Source organism: Xanthomonas sp. JL1 (assembly GCF_038405005.1).
Map to the genome: position 1 here is coordinate 23,740 of NZ_JBBYGR010000011.1, position 17,988 is coordinate 41,727.

General features: G+C 64.9%; 16 protein-coding genes and 1 pseudogene. 2 read left to right on the forward strand and 15 right to left on the reverse strand.

What is annotated here, in order from left to right; translation table 11 throughout:
- Positions 1–50: 50 nt before the first annotated feature.
- The 15 genes and pseudogenes from rseP to WJW29_RS02745 all read right to left on the reverse strand — a co-directional run bounded on the left by rseP (position 51) and on the right by WJW29_RS02745 (position 14,305).
- Positions 51–1,397 (reverse strand): RIP metalloprotease RseP, encoded by a 1,347-nt coding sequence (gene rseP / locus WJW29_RS02675; protein WP_011408324.1) that lies wholly within the window; start codon positions 1,395–1,397, stop codon positions 51–53.
- Positions 1,398–1,423: 26 nt separating this feature from the next.
- Positions 1,424–2,614: a 1-deoxy-D-xylulose-5-phosphate reductoisomerase gene (locus WJW29_RS02680; RefSeq protein WP_011258694.1), complete on the reverse strand. Its 1,191-nt coding sequence runs from the start codon at positions 2,612–2,614 to the stop codon at positions 1,424–1,426.
- 2 nt (positions 2,615–2,616) lie between these two features.
- Positions 2,617–3,444 (reverse strand): phosphatidate cytidylyltransferase, encoded by an 828-nt coding sequence (locus WJW29_RS02685; RefSeq protein ID WP_011258695.1) that lies wholly within the window; start codon positions 3,442–3,444, stop codon positions 2,617–2,619.
- Complete coding sequence (uppS, locus tag WJW29_RS02690) at positions 3,441–4,202, reverse strand: polyprenyl diphosphate synthase (protein WP_027703358.1); 762 nt, start codon at positions 4,200–4,202, stop codon at positions 3,441–3,443. The genes WJW29_RS02685 and uppS overlap by 4 nt, the downstream gene beginning before the upstream one ends.
- 17 nt (positions 4,203–4,219) lie before the next feature.
- Entirely contained in the window at positions 4,220–4,777 is a 558-nt protein-coding gene (gene frr / locus WJW29_RS02695) for a ribosome recycling factor (RefSeq protein ID WP_011258697.1), read from the reverse strand.
- 180 nt (positions 4,778–4,957) lie between these two features.
- A complete protein-coding gene (gene pyrH / locus WJW29_RS02700; RefSeq protein ID WP_011258698.1) occupies positions 4,958–5,680 on the reverse strand; it encodes a UMP kinase in 723 nt (240 codons plus the stop codon).
- A gap of 113 nt (positions 5,681–5,793) precedes the next feature.
- Positions 5,794–5,949 (reverse strand): annotated as a pseudogene (locus tag WJW29_RS02705) (HDOD domain-containing protein); the annotation flags it as partial.
- A gap of 292 nt (positions 5,950–6,241) precedes the next feature.
- Positions 6,242–7,120, reverse strand: a complete 879-nt coding sequence (gene tsf, locus WJW29_RS02710) for a translation elongation factor Ts (RefSeq protein ID WP_011258700.1) — start codon at positions 7,118–7,120, stop codon at positions 6,242–6,244.
- Positions 7,121–7,289: 169 nt separating this feature from the next.
- Complete coding sequence (gene rpsB / locus WJW29_RS02715) at positions 7,290–8,093, reverse strand: 30S ribosomal protein S2 (protein ID WP_011258701.1); 804 nt, start codon at positions 8,091–8,093, stop codon at positions 7,290–7,292.
- 375 nt (positions 8,094–8,468) lie between these two features.
- Complete coding sequence (locus WJW29_RS02720; RefSeq protein ID WP_011408326.1) at positions 8,469–9,194, reverse strand: fimbria/pilus periplasmic chaperone; 726 nt, start codon at positions 9,192–9,194, stop codon at positions 8,469–8,471.
- 2 nt (positions 9,195–9,196) lie between these two features.
- Positions 9,197–9,529: a hypothetical protein gene (locus WJW29_RS02725; RefSeq protein WP_041182086.1), complete on the reverse strand. Its 333-nt coding sequence runs from the start codon at positions 9,527–9,529 to the stop codon at positions 9,197–9,199.
- Positions 9,530–9,575: 46 nt separating this feature from the next.
- Positions 9,576–10,610 (reverse strand): spore coat U domain-containing protein, encoded by a 1,035-nt coding sequence (locus WJW29_RS02730; RefSeq protein ID WP_011258703.1) that lies wholly within the window; start codon positions 10,608–10,610, stop codon positions 9,576–9,578.
- Entirely contained in the window at positions 10,607–12,958 is a 2,352-nt protein-coding gene (locus tag WJW29_RS02735) for a fimbria/pilus outer membrane usher protein (RefSeq protein WP_011258704.1), read from the reverse strand. The genes WJW29_RS02730 and WJW29_RS02735 overlap by 4 nt, the downstream gene beginning before the upstream one ends.
- Positions 12,959–12,974: 16 nt before the next feature.
- Positions 12,975–13,745: a molecular chaperone gene (locus WJW29_RS02740; RefSeq protein WP_011408330.1), complete on the reverse strand. Its 771-nt coding sequence runs from the start codon at positions 13,743–13,745 to the stop codon at positions 12,975–12,977.
- Positions 13,746–13,753: 8 nt separating this feature from the next.
- On the reverse strand, positions 13,754–14,305 hold the full coding sequence (locus tag WJW29_RS02745; RefSeq protein WP_099051284.1) for a spore coat U domain-containing protein: 552 nt from the start codon (positions 14,303–14,305) through the stop codon (positions 13,754–13,756).
- A 292-nt stretch (positions 14,306–14,597) separates the two neighbouring features.
- On the opposite strand from WJW29_RS02745, the gene map reads away from it, so the two are divergent.
- Complete coding sequence (gene map / locus WJW29_RS02750) at positions 14,598–15,374, forward strand: type I methionyl aminopeptidase (RefSeq protein WP_011258707.1); 777 nt, start codon at positions 14,598–14,600, stop codon at positions 15,372–15,374.
- Positions 15,371–17,980, forward strand: a complete 2,610-nt coding sequence (locus WJW29_RS02755; RefSeq protein WP_011408332.1) for a [protein-PII] uridylyltransferase — start codon at positions 15,371–15,373, stop codon at positions 17,978–17,980. Before map ends, WJW29_RS02755 begins: the two co-directional genes overlap by 4 nt.
- Positions 17,981–17,988 lie beyond the last annotated feature (8 nt).

A 17,988-nucleotide genomic window follows, 5' to 3' on the forward strand; every position in this document is an offset into this window, starting at 1 on the left:
CTGGATGCCGGCGTATGACGACGACAACAGGCGGAAAGAGTGGAACAGCTTCATCGTGGAACCAGACCGAGGATGTCGTTGTAGAACGCCAGTCCCATCAACCCGGCCAGGACCGCCAGGCCGACGTATTGTCCGGCAATCATGGCCCGTTCGCTGATCGGGCTGCCCTTGATCAACTCGATAAGGTAATACAGCAGATGCCCCCCGTCCAAGATCGGGATGGGCATCAGGTTGAAGATCGCCAGGCTGAGCGACAGCAACCCCAGGAAATACAGGAACCAGTCGAGCCCGCGTTCGGCCGAGGCGTTGGCCGCGCGCGCAATGGTGACCGGGCCGGAGATGCTCTTGACCGAGGCCTGGCCGGTGAGCATGCGCTTCATCATGCCCAGCGAATCGGCCGTCATTCGGCCGGTTTCGCGGATCGCAGCCGGCACGGCGGCGAGCAGCCCGTATTGCTGACGGCTGTCGTATTCCGGGGCCGGCGCGGCGGCCGGGCGCACGCCGATCATCCACTGGCCTTGCGTCGATTTGCGCGGGGCGATTTCCAGGGCCAGACGGTCTTCACCGCGTGCCACCTCGATCATGCCCGGGCCGCCGTGCGCACCCAGCGCCTGCACCTGCGGAATGATGTCTTCTGCCGAGCGGATCGGCTGGCCGTCGATGGCCACGATGCGGTCGCCCGGCTTGAGCAGGCCGTCGGCCACCGAACCCTTCACCACTGCGGCAATCACCGGTGGCTGCAACATGAACTGCCAGCCGATGCCGGCCAGCGACGCCACCCGGCGTTCGTCGAAGCCGACCGGCAACTGCGACAGGCGCAAGGTATGTTCGCTGCTGCTCGCAGCGTCGGAGGCGGTCAGGACGCGGACATCGCGCTTGTCCATTGCCGCGATGGTGAGCTGCATGTTGGCATCGCTCCAGCTGCTGACGCTGCGGCCGTCGATGCGCACGATGCGCTCGCCCTGGGCGAGCCCGGCTTCGGCCGCCAGCCCATCGGCGCGGCCGACGGTGGCCGAATAATCCTGCTTGCCCACCACAAACATCGCCCACAGCATCGTCATGCACAGCAACAGGTTGGCGATGGGACCGGCCGCCACGATCGCGATGCGTTGCCACACGGTCTTGCGATTGAAGGCCTGGTCCAGCTCCACCGGAGGCACCTCGCCTTCGCGCTCGTCGAGCATCTTGACGTAGCCGCCTAGCGGGATCGCGGCCACTACGAACTCGGTGCCATGGCGGTCGCGGCGCATCCACAACGGTTTGCCGAAGCCCAGCGAAAAACGCAGCACCTTGACCCCGCAGCGTCGCGCGACCCAGAAATGCCCGAACTCATGGAAGGTCACCAACACGCCCAGGCTGACGATCATCCACCAGACCGAACCGATGAAGTCACCCATGTGTGCAGCTCGCGGACGTGGATCGATCAGGCATGAAGGGCGTGGTGGGCGAGGGCGCGTTCAGTGATTTGCCGGGCTTGCGCATCGGCAAAAAGCAGGGTGTCGAGGGTGTCGGCATTGTGCCGCGGGAGCGTTGTCAGTGCGTGTTCGACCAACGCAGGGATCGCTAGGAAACCCACCTGGCCCTGAAGAAACGCTGAAACAGCGACTTCGTTGGCCGCGTTCAGGATCGCCGGTGCGGTGCCACCGGCCCGTAATGCGTCCCAGGCCAGGCGCAGGCACGGGAATGCGGCGGTGTCCGGAGCCTCGAAATCCAGCCGGCCCTGGCTGAGCAGGTCCAGCCCGCCAACCCCGGATTCGACCCGCTCCGGCCAGGCCAAGCCCACCGCCAGAGTGGTGCGCATGTCCGGCAGGCCAAGCTGGGCCAGGGTGGAGCCGTCGACGAATTCGACCAGCGAATGCACCAGGCTTTGCGGGTGCACCAACACATCGATCTGCTCGCCCGGCAGGCCGAACAGGTGATGCGCCTCGATCACTTCCAGGCCCTTGTTCATCAGGGTGGCCGAATCCACCGAGATCTTCGGCCCCATCGACCACTTAGGATGCGCCACCGCCTGCGCAGGCGTGACTGCCGCAAGCCCTGCGCGGTCCCGGCCACGGAACGGGCCACCGGAGGCAGTCAGGATGACCCGGCGCACGCCGCGGCCAGCGTCGCAGGAGCGCAGGCACTGGAAGATGGCGCTGTGTTCGCTGTCGATCGGAATGATTTCAGCGCCGGCGGCGGTTGCGGTGCGGGTCAGCAACTCGCCGGCCAGCACCAGCGATTCCTTGTTGGCCAGCAACAGACGCTTTCCAGCGCGCGCCGCGGCCAGCGTAGACGGCAGCCCGGCCGCACCAACGATGGCCGCCACCACGGTGTCGCACGCGTCGCTGCCGGCCAGTGCGTCCAGCGCCTCGGCGCCAGCATGCGCCTGGGTCGCCAGCCCGAGCGCGCGCAGGCCATCGCGTAGCGCCGGGTACAGCGCTGCATCGGCGATCAGCGCATGCGCAGGCTGGTGCGCGGCGCACAGCGCCAGCAGGTCCTCGACCTTGCTGCCGGCCGACAGCACGCTGGCGCGCAGCCGCTCGGGGTGGCGCGCGATCACGTCCAGCGCCGATGCGCCGATCGAGCCGGTGGCGCCGAAGACGGCGACCTGACGGAGAGAAGAACCAGCCATGCCTAGAATCCGAGAATTTCCTTGCCGAGTGCAAACACCGGCAGGGCGGCGAGCACGCCATCGATACGGTCCAATACACCGCCGTGGCCGGGAATCAGCGTGCCTGAGTCCTTGGCACCGGCGTGGCGCTTGAGCAGGCTCTCGAACAGGTCGCCGAGCACCGATGCCAGCACCGCCAGCGCGGAAACCAGCATCAGCTGCGGCACATGCGCCAGCGTCAGCCCGGCCAGCCAGCCGAACGCGCAGGCCACCGCAATGCCGGCAAGCATCCCGCCGAGCAGGCCTTCGATGGTCTTGTTGGGGCTGACCCGCGGCGCCAGCTTGTGCTTGCCGAACGCGCGGCCGGCGAAGTACGCACCGGAGTCGGCCGCCCACACCGTGGTCAGCGATGTCAGCAGCCACAGGTTGCCTTTGTCCGGGCTGGCATGCAGCAGCACCAGCGCCGCCCAGGCCGGCAGGACCGCCAGGGTGCCGGCGGCCAGCTTGAGCGCACGTGCCTGGCCGTTGCAATGATCGGCGCCGAAGGTGAAAAAGCGCAGCCACAGCAGCGCCAGCAACCACCACGCCACGCCCACGAGCGACGCAATCTGAAACAGCACCATGGAGCCGGCCGAGGCCCATACCATCAGCACCATCAGCAGCAGGTTGAGCATCAGCAGCACGGTGCGCGGCAGGCTGTCGTCGATGCCGGAAAGCTTGAGCCATTCCCACAGGCCGGTCAGGAACAGGACCGCTGCCAGCGCTGCCAGCCATTGACTAGGCAGCAGCACGATCGCGCAAATCGCGAGCGGCGCCATGATCAGCGCGGCAATCACGCGAGTCTTGGTCATGCGGAGGACGTCTCCGTCGCCTTGTCGGCGATCTGTGCACTGGTCAGGCCGAAGCGGCGTTCGCGCCCGGCATAGTCGTCCAGCGCTTGCTGCATTACGCCGGCATCGAACTCCGGCCACAGGGTTTCGGTGAACCACAGTTCGGTGTAGGCCAGCTGCCACAGCAGGAAATTGCTGATGCGGGTGTCGCCACCGGTGCGGATGAACAGATCCGGCGCGGGCAGGTCGGCCAGGGCCACACGGCTGGACAGCAGCGCTTCGTCGATCTGCTCCGGCTGCAAACGGCCGGCAGCGACGTCTTCGGCCAATGCGCGGGCAGCCGTGGCGATGTCCTGGCGGCCGCCGTAACTGGCTGCGATGCTCAGCACCAGCCGCGCATTGGCGGCGGTGCTACGCTCGGCGCCGGCCATGCGATCGCGCAACGGTGCGGCGAAGCGGCTGCGGTCGCCGATGAAGCGCACCTGCACGCCACGCCGCTGCAGTTCTCCAACCTCGCGGTCGAGCGCATGCAGGAAGAGCTTCATCAGCGCATCGACCTCATCCTGCGGACGGCCCCAGTTTTCGCTGGAGAACGCGAACAGGGTGAGCGCCGACACGCCTTTTTCCAGGCAGAAATCGATCGTGCGATTGACCGCGCGCGCACCGGCGCGGTGGCCGATCACGCGCGGACGCCGCCGACGCTGCGCCCAACGTCCGTTGCCATCCATGATGATGGCAATGTGGCGCGGCACGTCTGCGACAGGAGGGACTGGATGCATGGCAGGCGATGCCACGATCAGACCGTCATCAATTCCTGTTCCTTGGCCTTGACGACCTCATCCACATCCTTGATGGCCTTGTCGGTGAGCTTCTGGATGTCGTCTTCGGCACCGCGGGCTTCGTCTTCGGTGACGGCCTTGTCCTTGAGCAGATCCTTGACCTGCTGGTTGGCATCGCGACGGATGTTGCGGATGGCCACCTTGCTGTCTTCGCCTTCGCCATGCACCGACTTGCTGAGCTCCTTGCGGCGCTCCTCGGTCAGCGGCGGCAGGTTCAGACGGATCACGGTGCCGACCACGGTCGGGGTCAGGCCCAGATCCGAGGCGTAGATGGCTTTTTCCACGTCCTTGATCATGCCCTTGTCGAACAGGCTGATGACCAGTGAGCGGCCTTCGGACACGCTGATGCTGGCGACCTGATTCAGGGGTGTGTCGGTGCCGTAGGCCTTGACCTTGATGCCGTCCAGCAGCGCCGGCGAGGCGCGGCCGGTGCGAACGGTGGTCAAGGAATGGCGCAGAGCATCGATGCTCTTGGTCATGCGCGTCTGCGCGTCTTGTTTGATCTGGGTGAGCATCGCCGGAATCCGTTTGGAGCTGAATCCATGGATTATAGCCGGGACTGAGGTTTCCGACTCGCAAGCCGTCAGGACCTGCGCAGCCGGTTCACAGCGGAGGTCGATCTCGATCAGCCATCAGCGCAGTGCGTCGCACCACGCTGTGACGAATCCCCAATCCCGACTCCCGCATCTCCAAACTCAGCTACGGCCCTGCACTAACGTGCCGATCTGTTCGCCGTGCAGGATGCGCAGCAGCACACCCGGCTCGCTCATGCCGAAGATGCGCAACGGCAGGTCGCTGTCGCGCGCCAGTGCGAAGGCGGCGGTGTCCATCACTTCCAGGTCCTGCATGATGACCTGATCGTAGGTCAGACTGTCGTAGCGCACCGCGTCGGTGTGCTTCTTCGGGTCCTTGTCGTACACGCCATCGACCTTGGTTGCCTTGAGCAACAAGTCGGCACCGATCTCGATCGCGCGCAGCGCTGCGCCCGAGTCGGTGGTGAAGAACGGGTTGCCGGTGCCGGCGGCGAAGATCGCAATGCGGCCTTTTTCCAGATGGCGGATCGCACGACGGCGGATGAAGTCTTCGCAGACGTCGTTGATCTTGATCGCGCTCATCACGCGCACCTTGGCGCCGAGTTTTTCCAGTGCGTCCTGCATCGCCAGCGCATTGATCACGGTGGCCAACATGCCCATGTGGTCGCCGGTGACGCGGTCCATGCCGCTTGCAGCCAGGCCGGCGCCGCGGAAGATGTTGCCGCCGCCGATCACCAGCGCTACCTGCGCGCCGGCCTGCTGGGCCTCGATCACTTCATGCGCCAGGCGATTGATCACCTTCGGGTCGATGCCGTAATCCCCGTCTCCCATCAGCGCCTCCCCGGAAAGTTTGAGAAGAATGCGGCGATAGGAAAGTTCGGACATGGGGGAGGCCTCGGGGTAGGGAATCTGCAAACCCCGGCAATTCTAGCGGAAGCCCGTCACCTGGCGTGGTAAAAATTCTTTTGTTGGCAGCGGCGTGACCTGTTGCTCAGTGCGCGCGCGGTCAATGCCATGTCCATGCCGATCACGTTGGCCGTGGTGGTCATGTCCACGTCCGGGTCCTGCGCAAGTTCGATGATGCGCAGCGCAATGCCGGGCGGCGATGGCAGGTTGCGGCAGTAATGCAGGGCGGCCTGGAGATCTGGTTGCATTGAGTCATCGCCGACAGTGACCGTAAGCATACAGCTGCGGTCGTTGGATGGGGCGCGCCATGCTGCGCCATCGCCGCGCGGTAAAATCGCCGCGCGGTAAAAACGTGCGCGATAGACGCCAAAAGCCTGGTCGCCATCGTGAAGTAACGGCAATGCCGACCGCATCTGTAGCGTTGCGGCCGCTTGCGCAGGTGGCGGATGCGTTCGTTTCAGATTTGCGACACGCTGCGGATGTGTGGCGTGCAGGTAAAAAAAGCCGCGGCATGCCGCGGCTTTTTCTGAGTGGTGAAGATCAGGCCAGGCCGGCCTGCTTCATCACTTCGGCGGCGTAGTCTTCCACCACCTTTTCGATGCCTTCGCCAACGGCCAGGCGCTGGAACCGGATCACTTCGGCGCCGGCGGCCTTGACGGCCTGCTCGACGGTCTGGTCGGTGTTCAGCACGTACGGCTGGCCGTACAGCGTCACTTCGTTGACGATCTTGCTGATCTTGCCGCTGATGATCTTTTCCAGGATATCGGCCGGCTTGGCCTTGTCCTTCTCAGACATCTTGGCCAGTTCGATTTCCTTTTCCTTGGCAACGAATTCGGCCGGAACGTCGGAGGCCTTGACGTGCGGCGGGTTCATCGCAGCGATGTGCATCGCGATGCCGCGCGCCAGCTCGATGTCGCCACCCTTCAGCTCGACCAGCACGCCGATACGGCCGCCGTGCACGTAGGCCGCTACGTTGTTGGCGCTGTCGATACGGACCAGGCGACGCACCTGCAGGTTTTCGCCGACCTTGGCGATCACCGCAGCGCGACGCTCTTCGATGGTCTCGCCGCTGTCGAGCTTGACGCTCTTGAGTGCTTCGGCATCGGCAGCATCCGAGTTCAGTGCGGCATTGGCTACAACCTCGGTGAAGGCCAGGAAGTTCTCGTCCTTGGCGACGAAGTCGGTCTCGGAGTTGACCTCGACCAGCACGGCCTTGCCGCCGGCCTGTGCGGTGGCGATGCGGCCTTCGGCGGCAACGCGGTCAGCCTTCTTGTCGGCCTTGGCCAGACCCGACTTGCGCAGCCACTCGGCCGCGGCGTCGATGTCGCCTGCGTTTTCGACGAGTGCCTTCTTGCACTCCATCATGCCGGCGCCGGTGCGCTCGCGCAGTTCCTTGACCAGGGAAGCAGTGATTTCCATGGAATTACCTCATATGGACAAATGCGTGCGGCGGAAGTGTTTCCGCCAGTAGAAGACGGTGCAGCGTGCCGCCGCCCCCGTAGATATCGTCAGTGGCCTCTGCGACGGGCCGCGAGGGCACCGTCGGGGATGCGGCCGCACAGCATGGTGCGGCCGCATTGCATGCCGATTACTCGGCAGCCGGAGCGTCGGCCTTTTTCTCGCCCTTCTTGGCCGGAGCGCGACGGCCCTTGCCTTCGTCGGCGGACTCAGCCGAGAACTCTTCTTCACGCACTGACGCCGAGTTCGGCGCAGCAGCCTTGCCTTCCAGCACGGCATCGGCAGCGGCACGTGCGTACAGCTGCACGGCGCGGATGGCGTCGTCGTTACCCGGGATGGCGTAGTCGACCAGGTTGGGGTTGTAGTTGGTGTCGACCACGGCGATCACCGGGATGCCGAGCTTCTTGGCTTCCTTGATGGCGATGTCTTCATGGCCGATGTCGATCACGAAGATCGCGTCGGGCAGACGGTTCATTTCCTTGATGCCCCCCAGCGAGGCGTCCAGCTTCTCGCGCTCGCGACGCAGGCTCAGCACTTCGTGCTTGACCAGCTTGTCGAAGGTGCCATCGGTCTCGGCCGCTTCCAGTTCCTTCAGACGGGCAACCGACTGCTTGACGGTGCGGAAGTTGGTCAGCGTGCCGCCCAGCCAGCGCTGGGTCATGAACGGCATGCCGCAACGCTCGGCCTCTTCCTTGATGGACGCACGCGCGCTGCGCTTGGTGCCCAGGAACAGGATGGTGCCGCGCTTCTGCGCGATCGAGGACAGATAGTTCATCGCATCGTTGAAAAGCGGAACCGTCTTTTCGAGGTTGATGATGTGAATCTTGCCGCGTGCGCCGAAGATGTACTGCGCCATGTTGGGGTGCCAGTAACGGCACTGGTGACCGAAGTGGACGCCGGCTTCCAGCATCTGACGCATGGTGACTTGGGGCATTGCAGGAACTCCTGAGAGCGGAATCGCCGTGCGCGGACTGGACTTTTGAAAAGTCCGCACATGGACGCGTGGGCTTGCGAGAGACGCGCACAGACACACGCAAAGATTCCGGGGTTGGGCTTCCCTGTTGCCTCCGCGACGAACCCTGTGTGAGGGCACCCCGGCGCGGATGGCGGCAGCAGGTGTGAATTCGTCGGTGACGTCCGACGTGAACGACGCAATGCGTGAAGACGCAAAACAGCGCGCGGAGTATAGAGGGCCTGGCGGCGTGGTGCAATTGGCCGGAATTGGGAATTGCAAGGTCCAGCTCGCCTGAGCGTTCACCAGTCCACAAAACGGTCAGCCACCGGAAGGCACTCTACCAATTCCCGATTCTCAGTTCCCGATGCCCGGCTCTAAAGCCAACGTGCTCTCGATATCGCTATTGATACGCGCCACGAAGCGGCCGCTGCCTGCGGGCAGGTTGCCGGGCAGGGCCCACTGGCGGGTCTGACCGGGCAGGACATAGCCGGCCAGGTCCTTGCAGATGCTGCGGCGGGTGCCATCCGCGTCGACGTAGGCCAGATCGGCCAGGCGTGCGTGGCTGACCCCGGGGTTGTGGATGCGCAGCATGCGGTCGCTGCCATGCCCGGCCAAGGTGGTCTGGAGTGCCGGCTGCGGTGCGCTGGCTTGGCTGGACTGTGCGAATACCGGCGTGGAATAGCGCAGCAAGTCGGTCTCGTTGCCGATGGCGTGCTGGGTCACGACGAGACGATAGCTGTCTTCGGCCTGCGTGGGGCTGGGGCCGAGGCGAATCACCCGCAGCAGCTGCCGGCCTTGCGACGGAATTTCGAAATGCGCCGGGCTGACGGTGGCGCCGCTGGCCGGCTCAAGCAGTTCGCGTTCGCCGTCCTGACGCCAGTGGTAGAGCTTGGCATCCGCACGCCACGGCTGCGCGGCCTGGTTGTAGAGCCAGACGGTGGCCTGGTCGCTGTCGGCCGGGATATGCGCGGTGGTGGGGGCGATGGCGATTTCGGCGGCGCGGGTGGTGCCGCTTGCTGTTGTACAGGCCATGACCAAGAGCGAGGTCAGCAGACTGTGAACATGATGGGAGGCGGCCATGCTCAAAACGCGATGGTGGTGAAGCGAGCGCTACTTGCGGGCGTCGGCCCGGCGAGTGCGCTGGCGTCCTGGCCGGTGCTGGCGACTGTAGGCGTTTCACTGCGGCTGGCAGGCTCGGCGATCGCCATCGGCGTGCCCCTGGAGCAACTGACGCGCGGTGGCGTGGTGCGCAGTTCGCAGCCGCTGAGCAGCCGCAGACCGATGTGCAGCGTGCAATTCTCCAGCCCGTGCGCAGCGGTTGCGCTCGCCATGGTAGAGGTTGCTGCGCAAGCGATAGCTGCCAGGGCCAGGCGCTTCAAGAGGGTGACCAGCGTCATGGAGGCAATCGTTTGCATTGGACGCAACAGATAGCGACGCCCCGGATGCGAACTTTATTAACTGTCAGTAAGTGATCGAGACGGTCACCGTGTCGGTGTAGGCGCCAGCAATGGGCAGTTGTGGAGCCGGCGCGCGGCCGTAGACCGTGACCGTCTGCGTCGTGCCGTTACCGGTGCCGGACAGCGTGTCCACCCCGGTGACGGTGCCCCACCGAGCACTCCGGCCAGCGTTGCTGTAGAGCTCGTAGGTAATGTAATTGGCGCTGCTGGCGTGGCGCATGCGCCGGACGTTGCCGGTGGCGTTGCTGCCGTTGTCCAGCCCGATATTCCAGGCGGTACGGTTGGTGCAGGCCAGGCTGATGGTGGACGTACGATCGATGGCGGTGTCGATGGTGCCGGCGATGCTGCCGAAATCCAGGTCCGTGGTGACATAGGTATTGCAGCGTGCCGGCACGTTGGCCGAGGCGGTGAACGGAAACGCGTTACTGGCAGTCTTGGAGCCGCTGCCGCCAGCTGTGCAGTTGCTCGGCGCCGGCGGCACACCAGTGATGCTTTCGTTGTAGGAATAGCGCAGCACGGTGTCGGCGCCGCCAAAAGTACTGGTGTGGTTGCCGACCGACAGGATCTGGCTGGCCGGAATTCGCCCATACACGGTAATGGTGGCCGTCTGTGAGCCGCCGATGATCACCGGGACGTTATAGGACAGTGTCAATGTGCGTGGCGAGGGCGCCGCTGACCCGGTGGCGCCCCAGATCTGCGTGCGCGTCGCCTCGCTGTATATCTGGAAGTCCAGCCCGTCGCTGGTGGAGTTGAGCATGCGGCGTGGTGCATAGATGCCGCTGCTGGCACTGCCCGGGCCAAGGTCCAGGCAAAGGCTGACTTGTGCATAGCCCAGCACGCTGAGCGCGGCAGTCGCGCAGGACACATTGAGCGTTGCCACTGCATCGGTGGTGCCGTTGACCGCCACGTTGCCAAATGCCAACGGAGTGCCAAGGGTGACGGTACACGTGGTGTCCGCGTGCGCACGCTCGCTGGGTGCGAGCCACACAATCGCGATCGTCAGCGCAAGTGCCAGGCGCCAAAGCGTGGACATGCTCATGGCGTTGTTTGCTCAAGCATGCACGGCAGTGGACCGACGCGCGGAATGCCGCCCGGGTCGACCGGATACGCGAACTGCGCGACGCAACGGCCTTGGGGCAGTTCCACCAGAATGCGATTGTCGCCTTGCAGATTGTCCAGGTAGGTTTCGCCGTCGTAGCCGACCACCACGCGTTCGGAACTGCCGTCGCGCCGCACCACGCTGCCAACTGGCAGCGGCGCGCCCTGCGCATCGTGCAGCACGATGATGGCGGCGCGCACGCGGGTGATGCCGAAGTGCACCGCCACACCGGATCGCTGGCGCGGCGTCACCGTCGTGTCGACACGGTCCACGCGCAGGTCCGCCGGCAGGGTCAAGGTATCGATGGATAACTGATTGCGCTGCCAGGACTGCAATGGTGTCACCAGCAGGGTGCCGTGCGCATCGGTGACCCCGATCAAGCGGTTCTCCAGCCGCACCGGAATGCCAGGCTGGCCGTCGGTGGAGACCACCGCGAACGCGTCCTGGATGTCGCGCGCGGCGAAGGTGCGGCCGTTCATCCACACCAGGCTGCCGCTGGCGCTGGCATAGCCGAAACTGTCGCCGTCCTGGGTTGCTGCGCCGAGGTTGTAACGGCCCACCCGATTCAACCAGCCCAGTTCGGCCAGCCCGCCGCTGGCATCGTCACCGGCACGGCCCTGCAGGCGCCAACCGATGCCACCCAGATCGCCATCACCGGGCAGTGGTTGGCTGATATCGGCCACAAAGCCGGTGCGGTTACCGTTGCGCTGCATCGAGGCGCTGGCCTGACGTAATCCGCCAAGCGTGGTCGACACCGACAGGTACAGGCTGCGATCGCTGGAGACATCCAGATTCTGATTGCCCGACAGATTGGCGGCCCAGTTGCGCCCGAAGTTGCGCGACCAGAACACGCTGGCATAGCGCGAGGTTTCGCCTTGCGGATAGCTCAGCCGCACATAACTTGTGCCGAGTGAACCGATCTGGCCGACGTTGACGCCGAGCGCTGCACGGTCGCTGACGCGCGCAGGCAATGCGCCCTGCAATGCGCCCAGGTCGCGGTAATCGCCATGGGTGCGCTGGGTGCCCAGATTGACGTTGAAACGCCGGTTGTTCCAGCCGTAGCCCAGCACGTACTGGCCGCCGCGCAGTGCGTCCATCCGGCTGTGCGCGTAGGCGGCGTTGAACACACCGCCCACGCCAAGCAACCACACGCCGCCTACGCCGGCATTGATCACGCTACCGCCGGTTTCGGCATGCGCTTCGATCATGAAATCGTCGCGCAGGCCGTTGCGGAAGGTGGCGGTTGCCACACGACGTGGATCGTAGGAAAACGAGCGCACACCGTATTCGCGGCGCAGATGGCCAATGCCGGCCGACCATTCGGAAATGCCGCGCGCCAGCAGCTGTGGTGTGCCATAGAAGGCGAAATCCAACCTACGCACGCGGCCGAATGCATCGGTCACCACGATCTGCGCCTGGCCAGTGCCGCTGATGCCCGGTTGCGCGGCCAGCTGAAACGGGCCGGCCGGCACCTGGCCGCTGTATTGGCGCAGCCCGTCCACGTACAGCTCCACGGTGGAAGGCACCGCCGCTTCGCCGAGAAAGCTCGGCGTCGGCGTCAGCACGCGATACGGCTGCAAGGCGTAATTGCGGCCGATCTGCACGCCGCCCAGGCGGATCGAGCGGCTCCAGTCGACAAAGCCGCTATAGAAATCGCCCACGCTGAGGCTGGTGGCGCTGTCCGGAAAATCCATCTGCCAGGCGCTGTCCAGGCGCACCGCTTCGGTCCGCCAGCGTTCGTCCTGCGGGCGGTCGTAAGCAAGAAAAATTGCAGTGGTGTCGACCATGCCGCGGCCGATGCCGAAGGCACGCAGTTCGGTCGCCAGCGACGCGCTGCTGGCGCCGGCATTGCGGGTGGCATACAGGTCGTAATTGAGCAGCAGGCCCGGCGAGGCAGTGGCGCTGGGCGGGGCCACTTGTTCGGTTTTCAACACCGTGGTGGACAACGACAGCTGTGCCAGTGGCACCTGCAGCGCAAGCCGCTGTAGCGCGGCGTCGTAACGCACTTCTACATCGGGCAGGCGGTCCAGATCGACCAACGCGCCAGGCGCGCGGTCGGCCAGAATAAAGCCGAGTTTGCGCAGGGTTTCCACCGAGCCGCGCAGCCGGCCATCGACAAGTTCGAACGGCGCCAGGCCGCGGTCGGCCTGATTCACGGTGACGTCCAGATACAGCGTTTGCGGCTGTGGCGTGGCGCCTGGCGGCGGCTGATCGGGGAGCGATGTCACATCGGCCAGATCGCCGGCTGCGGCGCTGCCCAGGCAGGTGGCGGTCGCAAGCAGCGTCATCGCCAGCCGAGCCGCATCACGGCGCCGTCGGCGCGGCCAACAAAGTGCGTTCGTCAGCCTCACCATTGATCCTTGCGATGATGGTGCCGCGGCCGAACTGCGCCAGCGGCGCACCCAGCGACCAACGCATGGTCTGGCCGGGCAGCACATAGCCAACCAAGCCATTCAATGTGGTCTTGGTCGCGCCATCGACTTGGTGCCGCAGGTCGGCGACCTGGGCATGTCCGTTGCCGGTATTACTGATCTGGATCTGCGCCTTGCCATCGCTGCCGGCAACCACGTGCGCTCTCAGCGTCGGTGCGGGTTCAGTGTTGCCGGGTGGCAGCAGGAAGATCGGCACCGAGTAACGCAGCACGAACTGCATGCCCTTGCGGTCGGTATCGGTGCTTGGCAGCTCGTCGACGATGATGCGGTAACACTGCTCCTGCCCGGTGGGCGCAGGTCCGGCGCGGATCACCCGAATCAACTGACGTTCGCCGGCGGCCAGGGTGCGCATCGGTGGGCTGACCAGCACGTCCTGGGTGGGCTCAAGCTGATCCTGCCCATCGCGCTGGTTCCAGCGATAGGCGCGGGTCTGCACTTGTACTGGCGCGCTGCCGCTATTGCTCAGCCACAAGCCGTCGGCGGTTTGCTGCGCGCTCAGGCTCAGCGAGGTCGGCGCCAACTGCAGGCTGGCCGCATGTGCCGGCGTCGGCGAGACGCCGTTGGCCACGACCAGCGTCATCGCCAGTCCGGCTGACATCAGCCAGGCGGGTAAATGCGGCAACGGGTGAAGATGCACAGGCATGCACGTGCTCAATAGACGATCGTGGCAGTTATCGTGTCCTGGTAGCTACCGGTCGCCGCATTGCTGGCCGCCGGGTTGGTCACGCGGCCGTAGACCGGGTAAACCTGGTTGATACCGGTGGCGGTACGGCTGAGCGTATTGGTGCCGGTGGTGCTGCCCCAGACCGTGCTGCGGGCGATGTCTTGGTAGAGCTGGTAGGCGATGAAGTTATTGGTGGTCACCAGCGGGTCGGTATTCTTCATGCGGCGGGTGGTGACGTCATTGGCGGTGGCGGCATTGTCGCCCGCGCTCAATGCGATGTTGTATGGGGTCAATGCGGTGCACTGCGCGGTGACGCTGCCGTTGGCGTCGACGTTGGCCGTGGAGGTCGAGAGTACCGAACCGAAGTCGACGTCCGTGGCGGACGCGGCGGTAATCGTGCAGGCCTTGGTGATCGCGATCTTGACGTTGAAGGTGGTGGTGTCTGCCGCGCTCGCCATGCCAATGGTCGAGAGGAGGCCGAGAGACAGCAGCACAGGGCGGACAGTACGCATGGACATTTCCTTGACCGGTCTGGTCATTGATGACGCGACGATTTGTCGCCTTCCCTGCAATGCATCAGCTGTGCCAACCATAACGCCGAATTCACAGGCTATCTACCTGTGTCGGCTGGTCTTTTTCGTGAAACTGCGATGTCCTGCGGATGACTTCGTCAATGCAGATTTTGACGCTTATTGCGCTGCGTCACACATGCATGGGCGGTCGCGACGGGATTTTGCTGCACCGTCCGCTTGGCGCTGCACCGCTAATGTTCTGCAAAAAACGTCGGCGTGGATCGTTCAGATTCATGCCGAATCGGCGATAATCGCGTTCATGAGCGTCAATCTAAAAACGAAAGAAGAAATCGAACTGATGCGCGTCGCCGGCCGCCTGGCCGCCGAAGTGCTCGATGTCGTGGCCCGCTATGTCCAGCCGGGCGTGACCACTGCCGAGCTGGACCGCATCTGCCATGACCACATCGTCAACGTGCAGGGCACCATTCCTGCCAACGTGGGCTACCGCGGCTTCCCCAAGAGCGTGTGTACTTCCGTCAACAACGTGATTTGTCACGGTATCCCGAGCGCCGCCAAGGTGTTGAAGGATGGCGACATCGTCAATATCGATGTCACCGTCATCAAGGATGGCTGGCACGGCGACACCAGCCGCATGTATTACGTCGGCACGCCGTCGGTGATGGCCAAGCGTTTGGTCGACACCACCTATGAAGCGATGTGGCGTGGGATCCGCGCGGTCAAGCCGGGCGCTACGCTGGGCGATGTGGGTCACGCCATCCAGAAGTTCGCCGAGTCCGAGCGTTTCAGCGTGGTGCGCGATTACTGCGGCCATGGCATCGGCAAGGTCTACCACGACGAGCCGCAGGTGATGCATTACGGCCGTCCAGGCGAAGGGCTGGTGCTCAAGCCGGGCATGACCTTCACCATCGAGCCGATGATCAACGAAGGCACCTATCACCATAAGACCCTGCCCGACGGCTGGACGGTGGTCACCAAGGACCGCAAGTTGTCCGCACAGTGGGAACACATGGTGGCGGTGACCGAAGACGGCGTGGATGTGCTGACGCTGTCGGCCAATTCGCCCGCGCCGGTATGACGGACGCGCCGGCGGAGCGACCCGACCCAAGCGTCGCCGGCGACGCGGACTGGGCCGCACAGGCCCGTCCGCTGCTGGTGCATGCGGACATGCGGTTGCGCAAACGCTTCGACCAAGGCGAACCGATCGAGCGGCTGGTGGCGCTGCGCGCACGCGCGGTCGATCAATTGATGCGCAACGCCTGGACCCGCTGCATCCCGGCCGACAGTGGCCTGTCGCTGCACGCGGTGGGCGGCTACGGGCGCGGTGAGCTATTCCCGCGCTCGGACGTGGACGTGTTGGTGCTGGGCGATAGCGTGGCCCAGCAACGGCATGAGCAACACCTGTCGCGCTTGTTCGCGTTGCTGTGGGATGTGGGGCTGCCGATCAGCCACGCGGTGCGCTCGCCGACGCAGTGCATGGTGGCGGCGGCCGATCAGACCGTGCTTACCGCCTTGATCGAATCGCGGGCCCTGGTGGCCGATGCCGCTGCGCGCGCTGCATTGGCGGCGGCCATCGCGCCGCAACGCGTATGGCCGCCGCGCGATTTCTTCCAGGCCAAGCGCGAGGAATTGCTGGCGCGCCACCAACGCTTCGGCGACACCGCGGACAATCTCGAACCCGACATCAAGGACGGCCCAGGCGGTTTGCGCGATTTGCAGACATTGGGTTGTATGGCCTTGCGTGCGTTCGGAGTCAAGGACGTGGAGGCATTGGTCGGGCTGGGCCATGTCGGCTGCGACGAAGCCGCCGCGTTGCGTCGCGAGCGCGAAGAACTGGCCCGCCTGCGGTTTGGTCTGCACATCGTGGCCAACCGGCCGGAAGAGCGCCTGCGTTTCGATTATCAAAAGACCCTCGCCGAACGGCTGGGGTTTGCCGACGACCTGGAAAGCCTGGGCGTGGAAAAAATGATGCAGCGCTTTTATCGCAGCGCTGCGTTGATCCGCCGCATCAGCGACCGTCTGCTACAGCGCTTTGAAGAACAGTTCGATGGCGAAGCGACACCGGAATCGCTGGGTGGCGGCTTCAGCCTACGTCGCGGCTATCTGGCTGCCGACTCGGACAGCTGGCCGGGCGACGATGTGTTGCAGGTGTTTGCACTGTTCGTGCACTGGGCGGCACATCGCGAGGTGCGCGGCCTGCATTCGTTGACTGCGCGCGCGCTGGCCGAGGTGCTGCGCGAGTTTCCGGCGTACGACGTTGCCGATGCCACCGCCCGCGAGCTCTTCATGGCGCTGCTGCGCGGCACGCGTGCGGTGGAAACGCTTAATCGCATGGCGCGGCTGGGCGTGTTGGGCCAGTGGATTCCGGCATTCGCCAGCGTCTCCGGGCGCATGCAGTTCGACCTGTTCCATGTCTATACGGTGGATCAGCACACATTGATGGTGTTGCGGAACATCGCGCTGTTTGCCGCTGGCCGCGCCGATGAGCGTTTCTCGATTGCGCATGAAGTCTGGCCGCGTCTGCGCAAGCCGGAACTGCTACTGCTGGCCGGGCTGTTTCACGATATCGCCAAGGGCCGTGGCGGCGATCATTCCGAATTGGGTGCGGTGGATACGCGCGCGTTCTGCCTGGCGCATCGCCTGAGCGAAGGCGATACCGAACTGGTCACCTGGCTGGTGGAGCAGCACCTGCGCATGTCGGTCACCGCGCAGAAGCAGGACATCTCCGACCCGGAAGTGATCCACCGTTTCGCCACGTTGGTCGGCACACGCGAGCGTCTGGATTATCTGTATCTGCTGACCTGCGCCGACATCGCCGGCACCAGTCCCAAGTTGTGGAATGCATGGAAAGACCGCTTGTTGGCGGATCTGTATTTCGCCGCGCGTCGCGCCTTGCGCGAAGGGGTGGAACATCCGCCGCCGCGCGAGGAGCGCCTGCGCGAAGCGCGCGAATCCGCGCGTGCGCTGATGCAGGCGCAAGGGCATGACGATGCCACCATCGACCGGCAATTCGCCGGCATGCCGGACGAGAACTTCCTGCGCTTCCGTCCCGAGCAACTGGCCTGGCAGGCGGCGTCGCTGATCGAAGTGGAGATCGCCCAGACCCTGGTCAAGGCACGGCGCGCGGTGCCTGACAACGATGCACTGGAAGTGTTCGTGTATTCGCCCGACCGCGATGGGCTGTTTGCGGCCATCGTCGCCACTCTCGATCGCAAGGGCTACGGTATTCACCGTGCACGCGTGCTGGACGCGCCACACGATGCGATCTTCGACGTGTTCGAAGTGCTGCCGCGGGACACCTACGCCGATGGCGACCCGCAGCGGCTGGCAGCAACGCTGCGCCAGGTGCTGGCCGGCGACCTGCAGCAGGTGCGGCCGGCACGGCGTGCAGTGCCGGGCCAGTTGCGGCATTTCCGCTTCGCACCGCGGGTGGAATTCAGCGAAAGCGCCGATGGCCGACGCACCCGCATCAGCCTGGTCGCACCCGATCGCCCCGGCCTGCTGGCCGATGTGGCGCACGTATTGCGCGTGCAGCACCTGCGCGTGCACGACGCGCGCATCGCCACCTTCGGCGAGCGTGCCGAAGACCAGTTCCAGATCACCGACGAGCACGACCGCCCGTTGTCCGAATCCGCCCGGCAGGCCCTGCGCGATGCACTGTGCGCCTGCCTCGACCCTGTCTAGCACTCCGG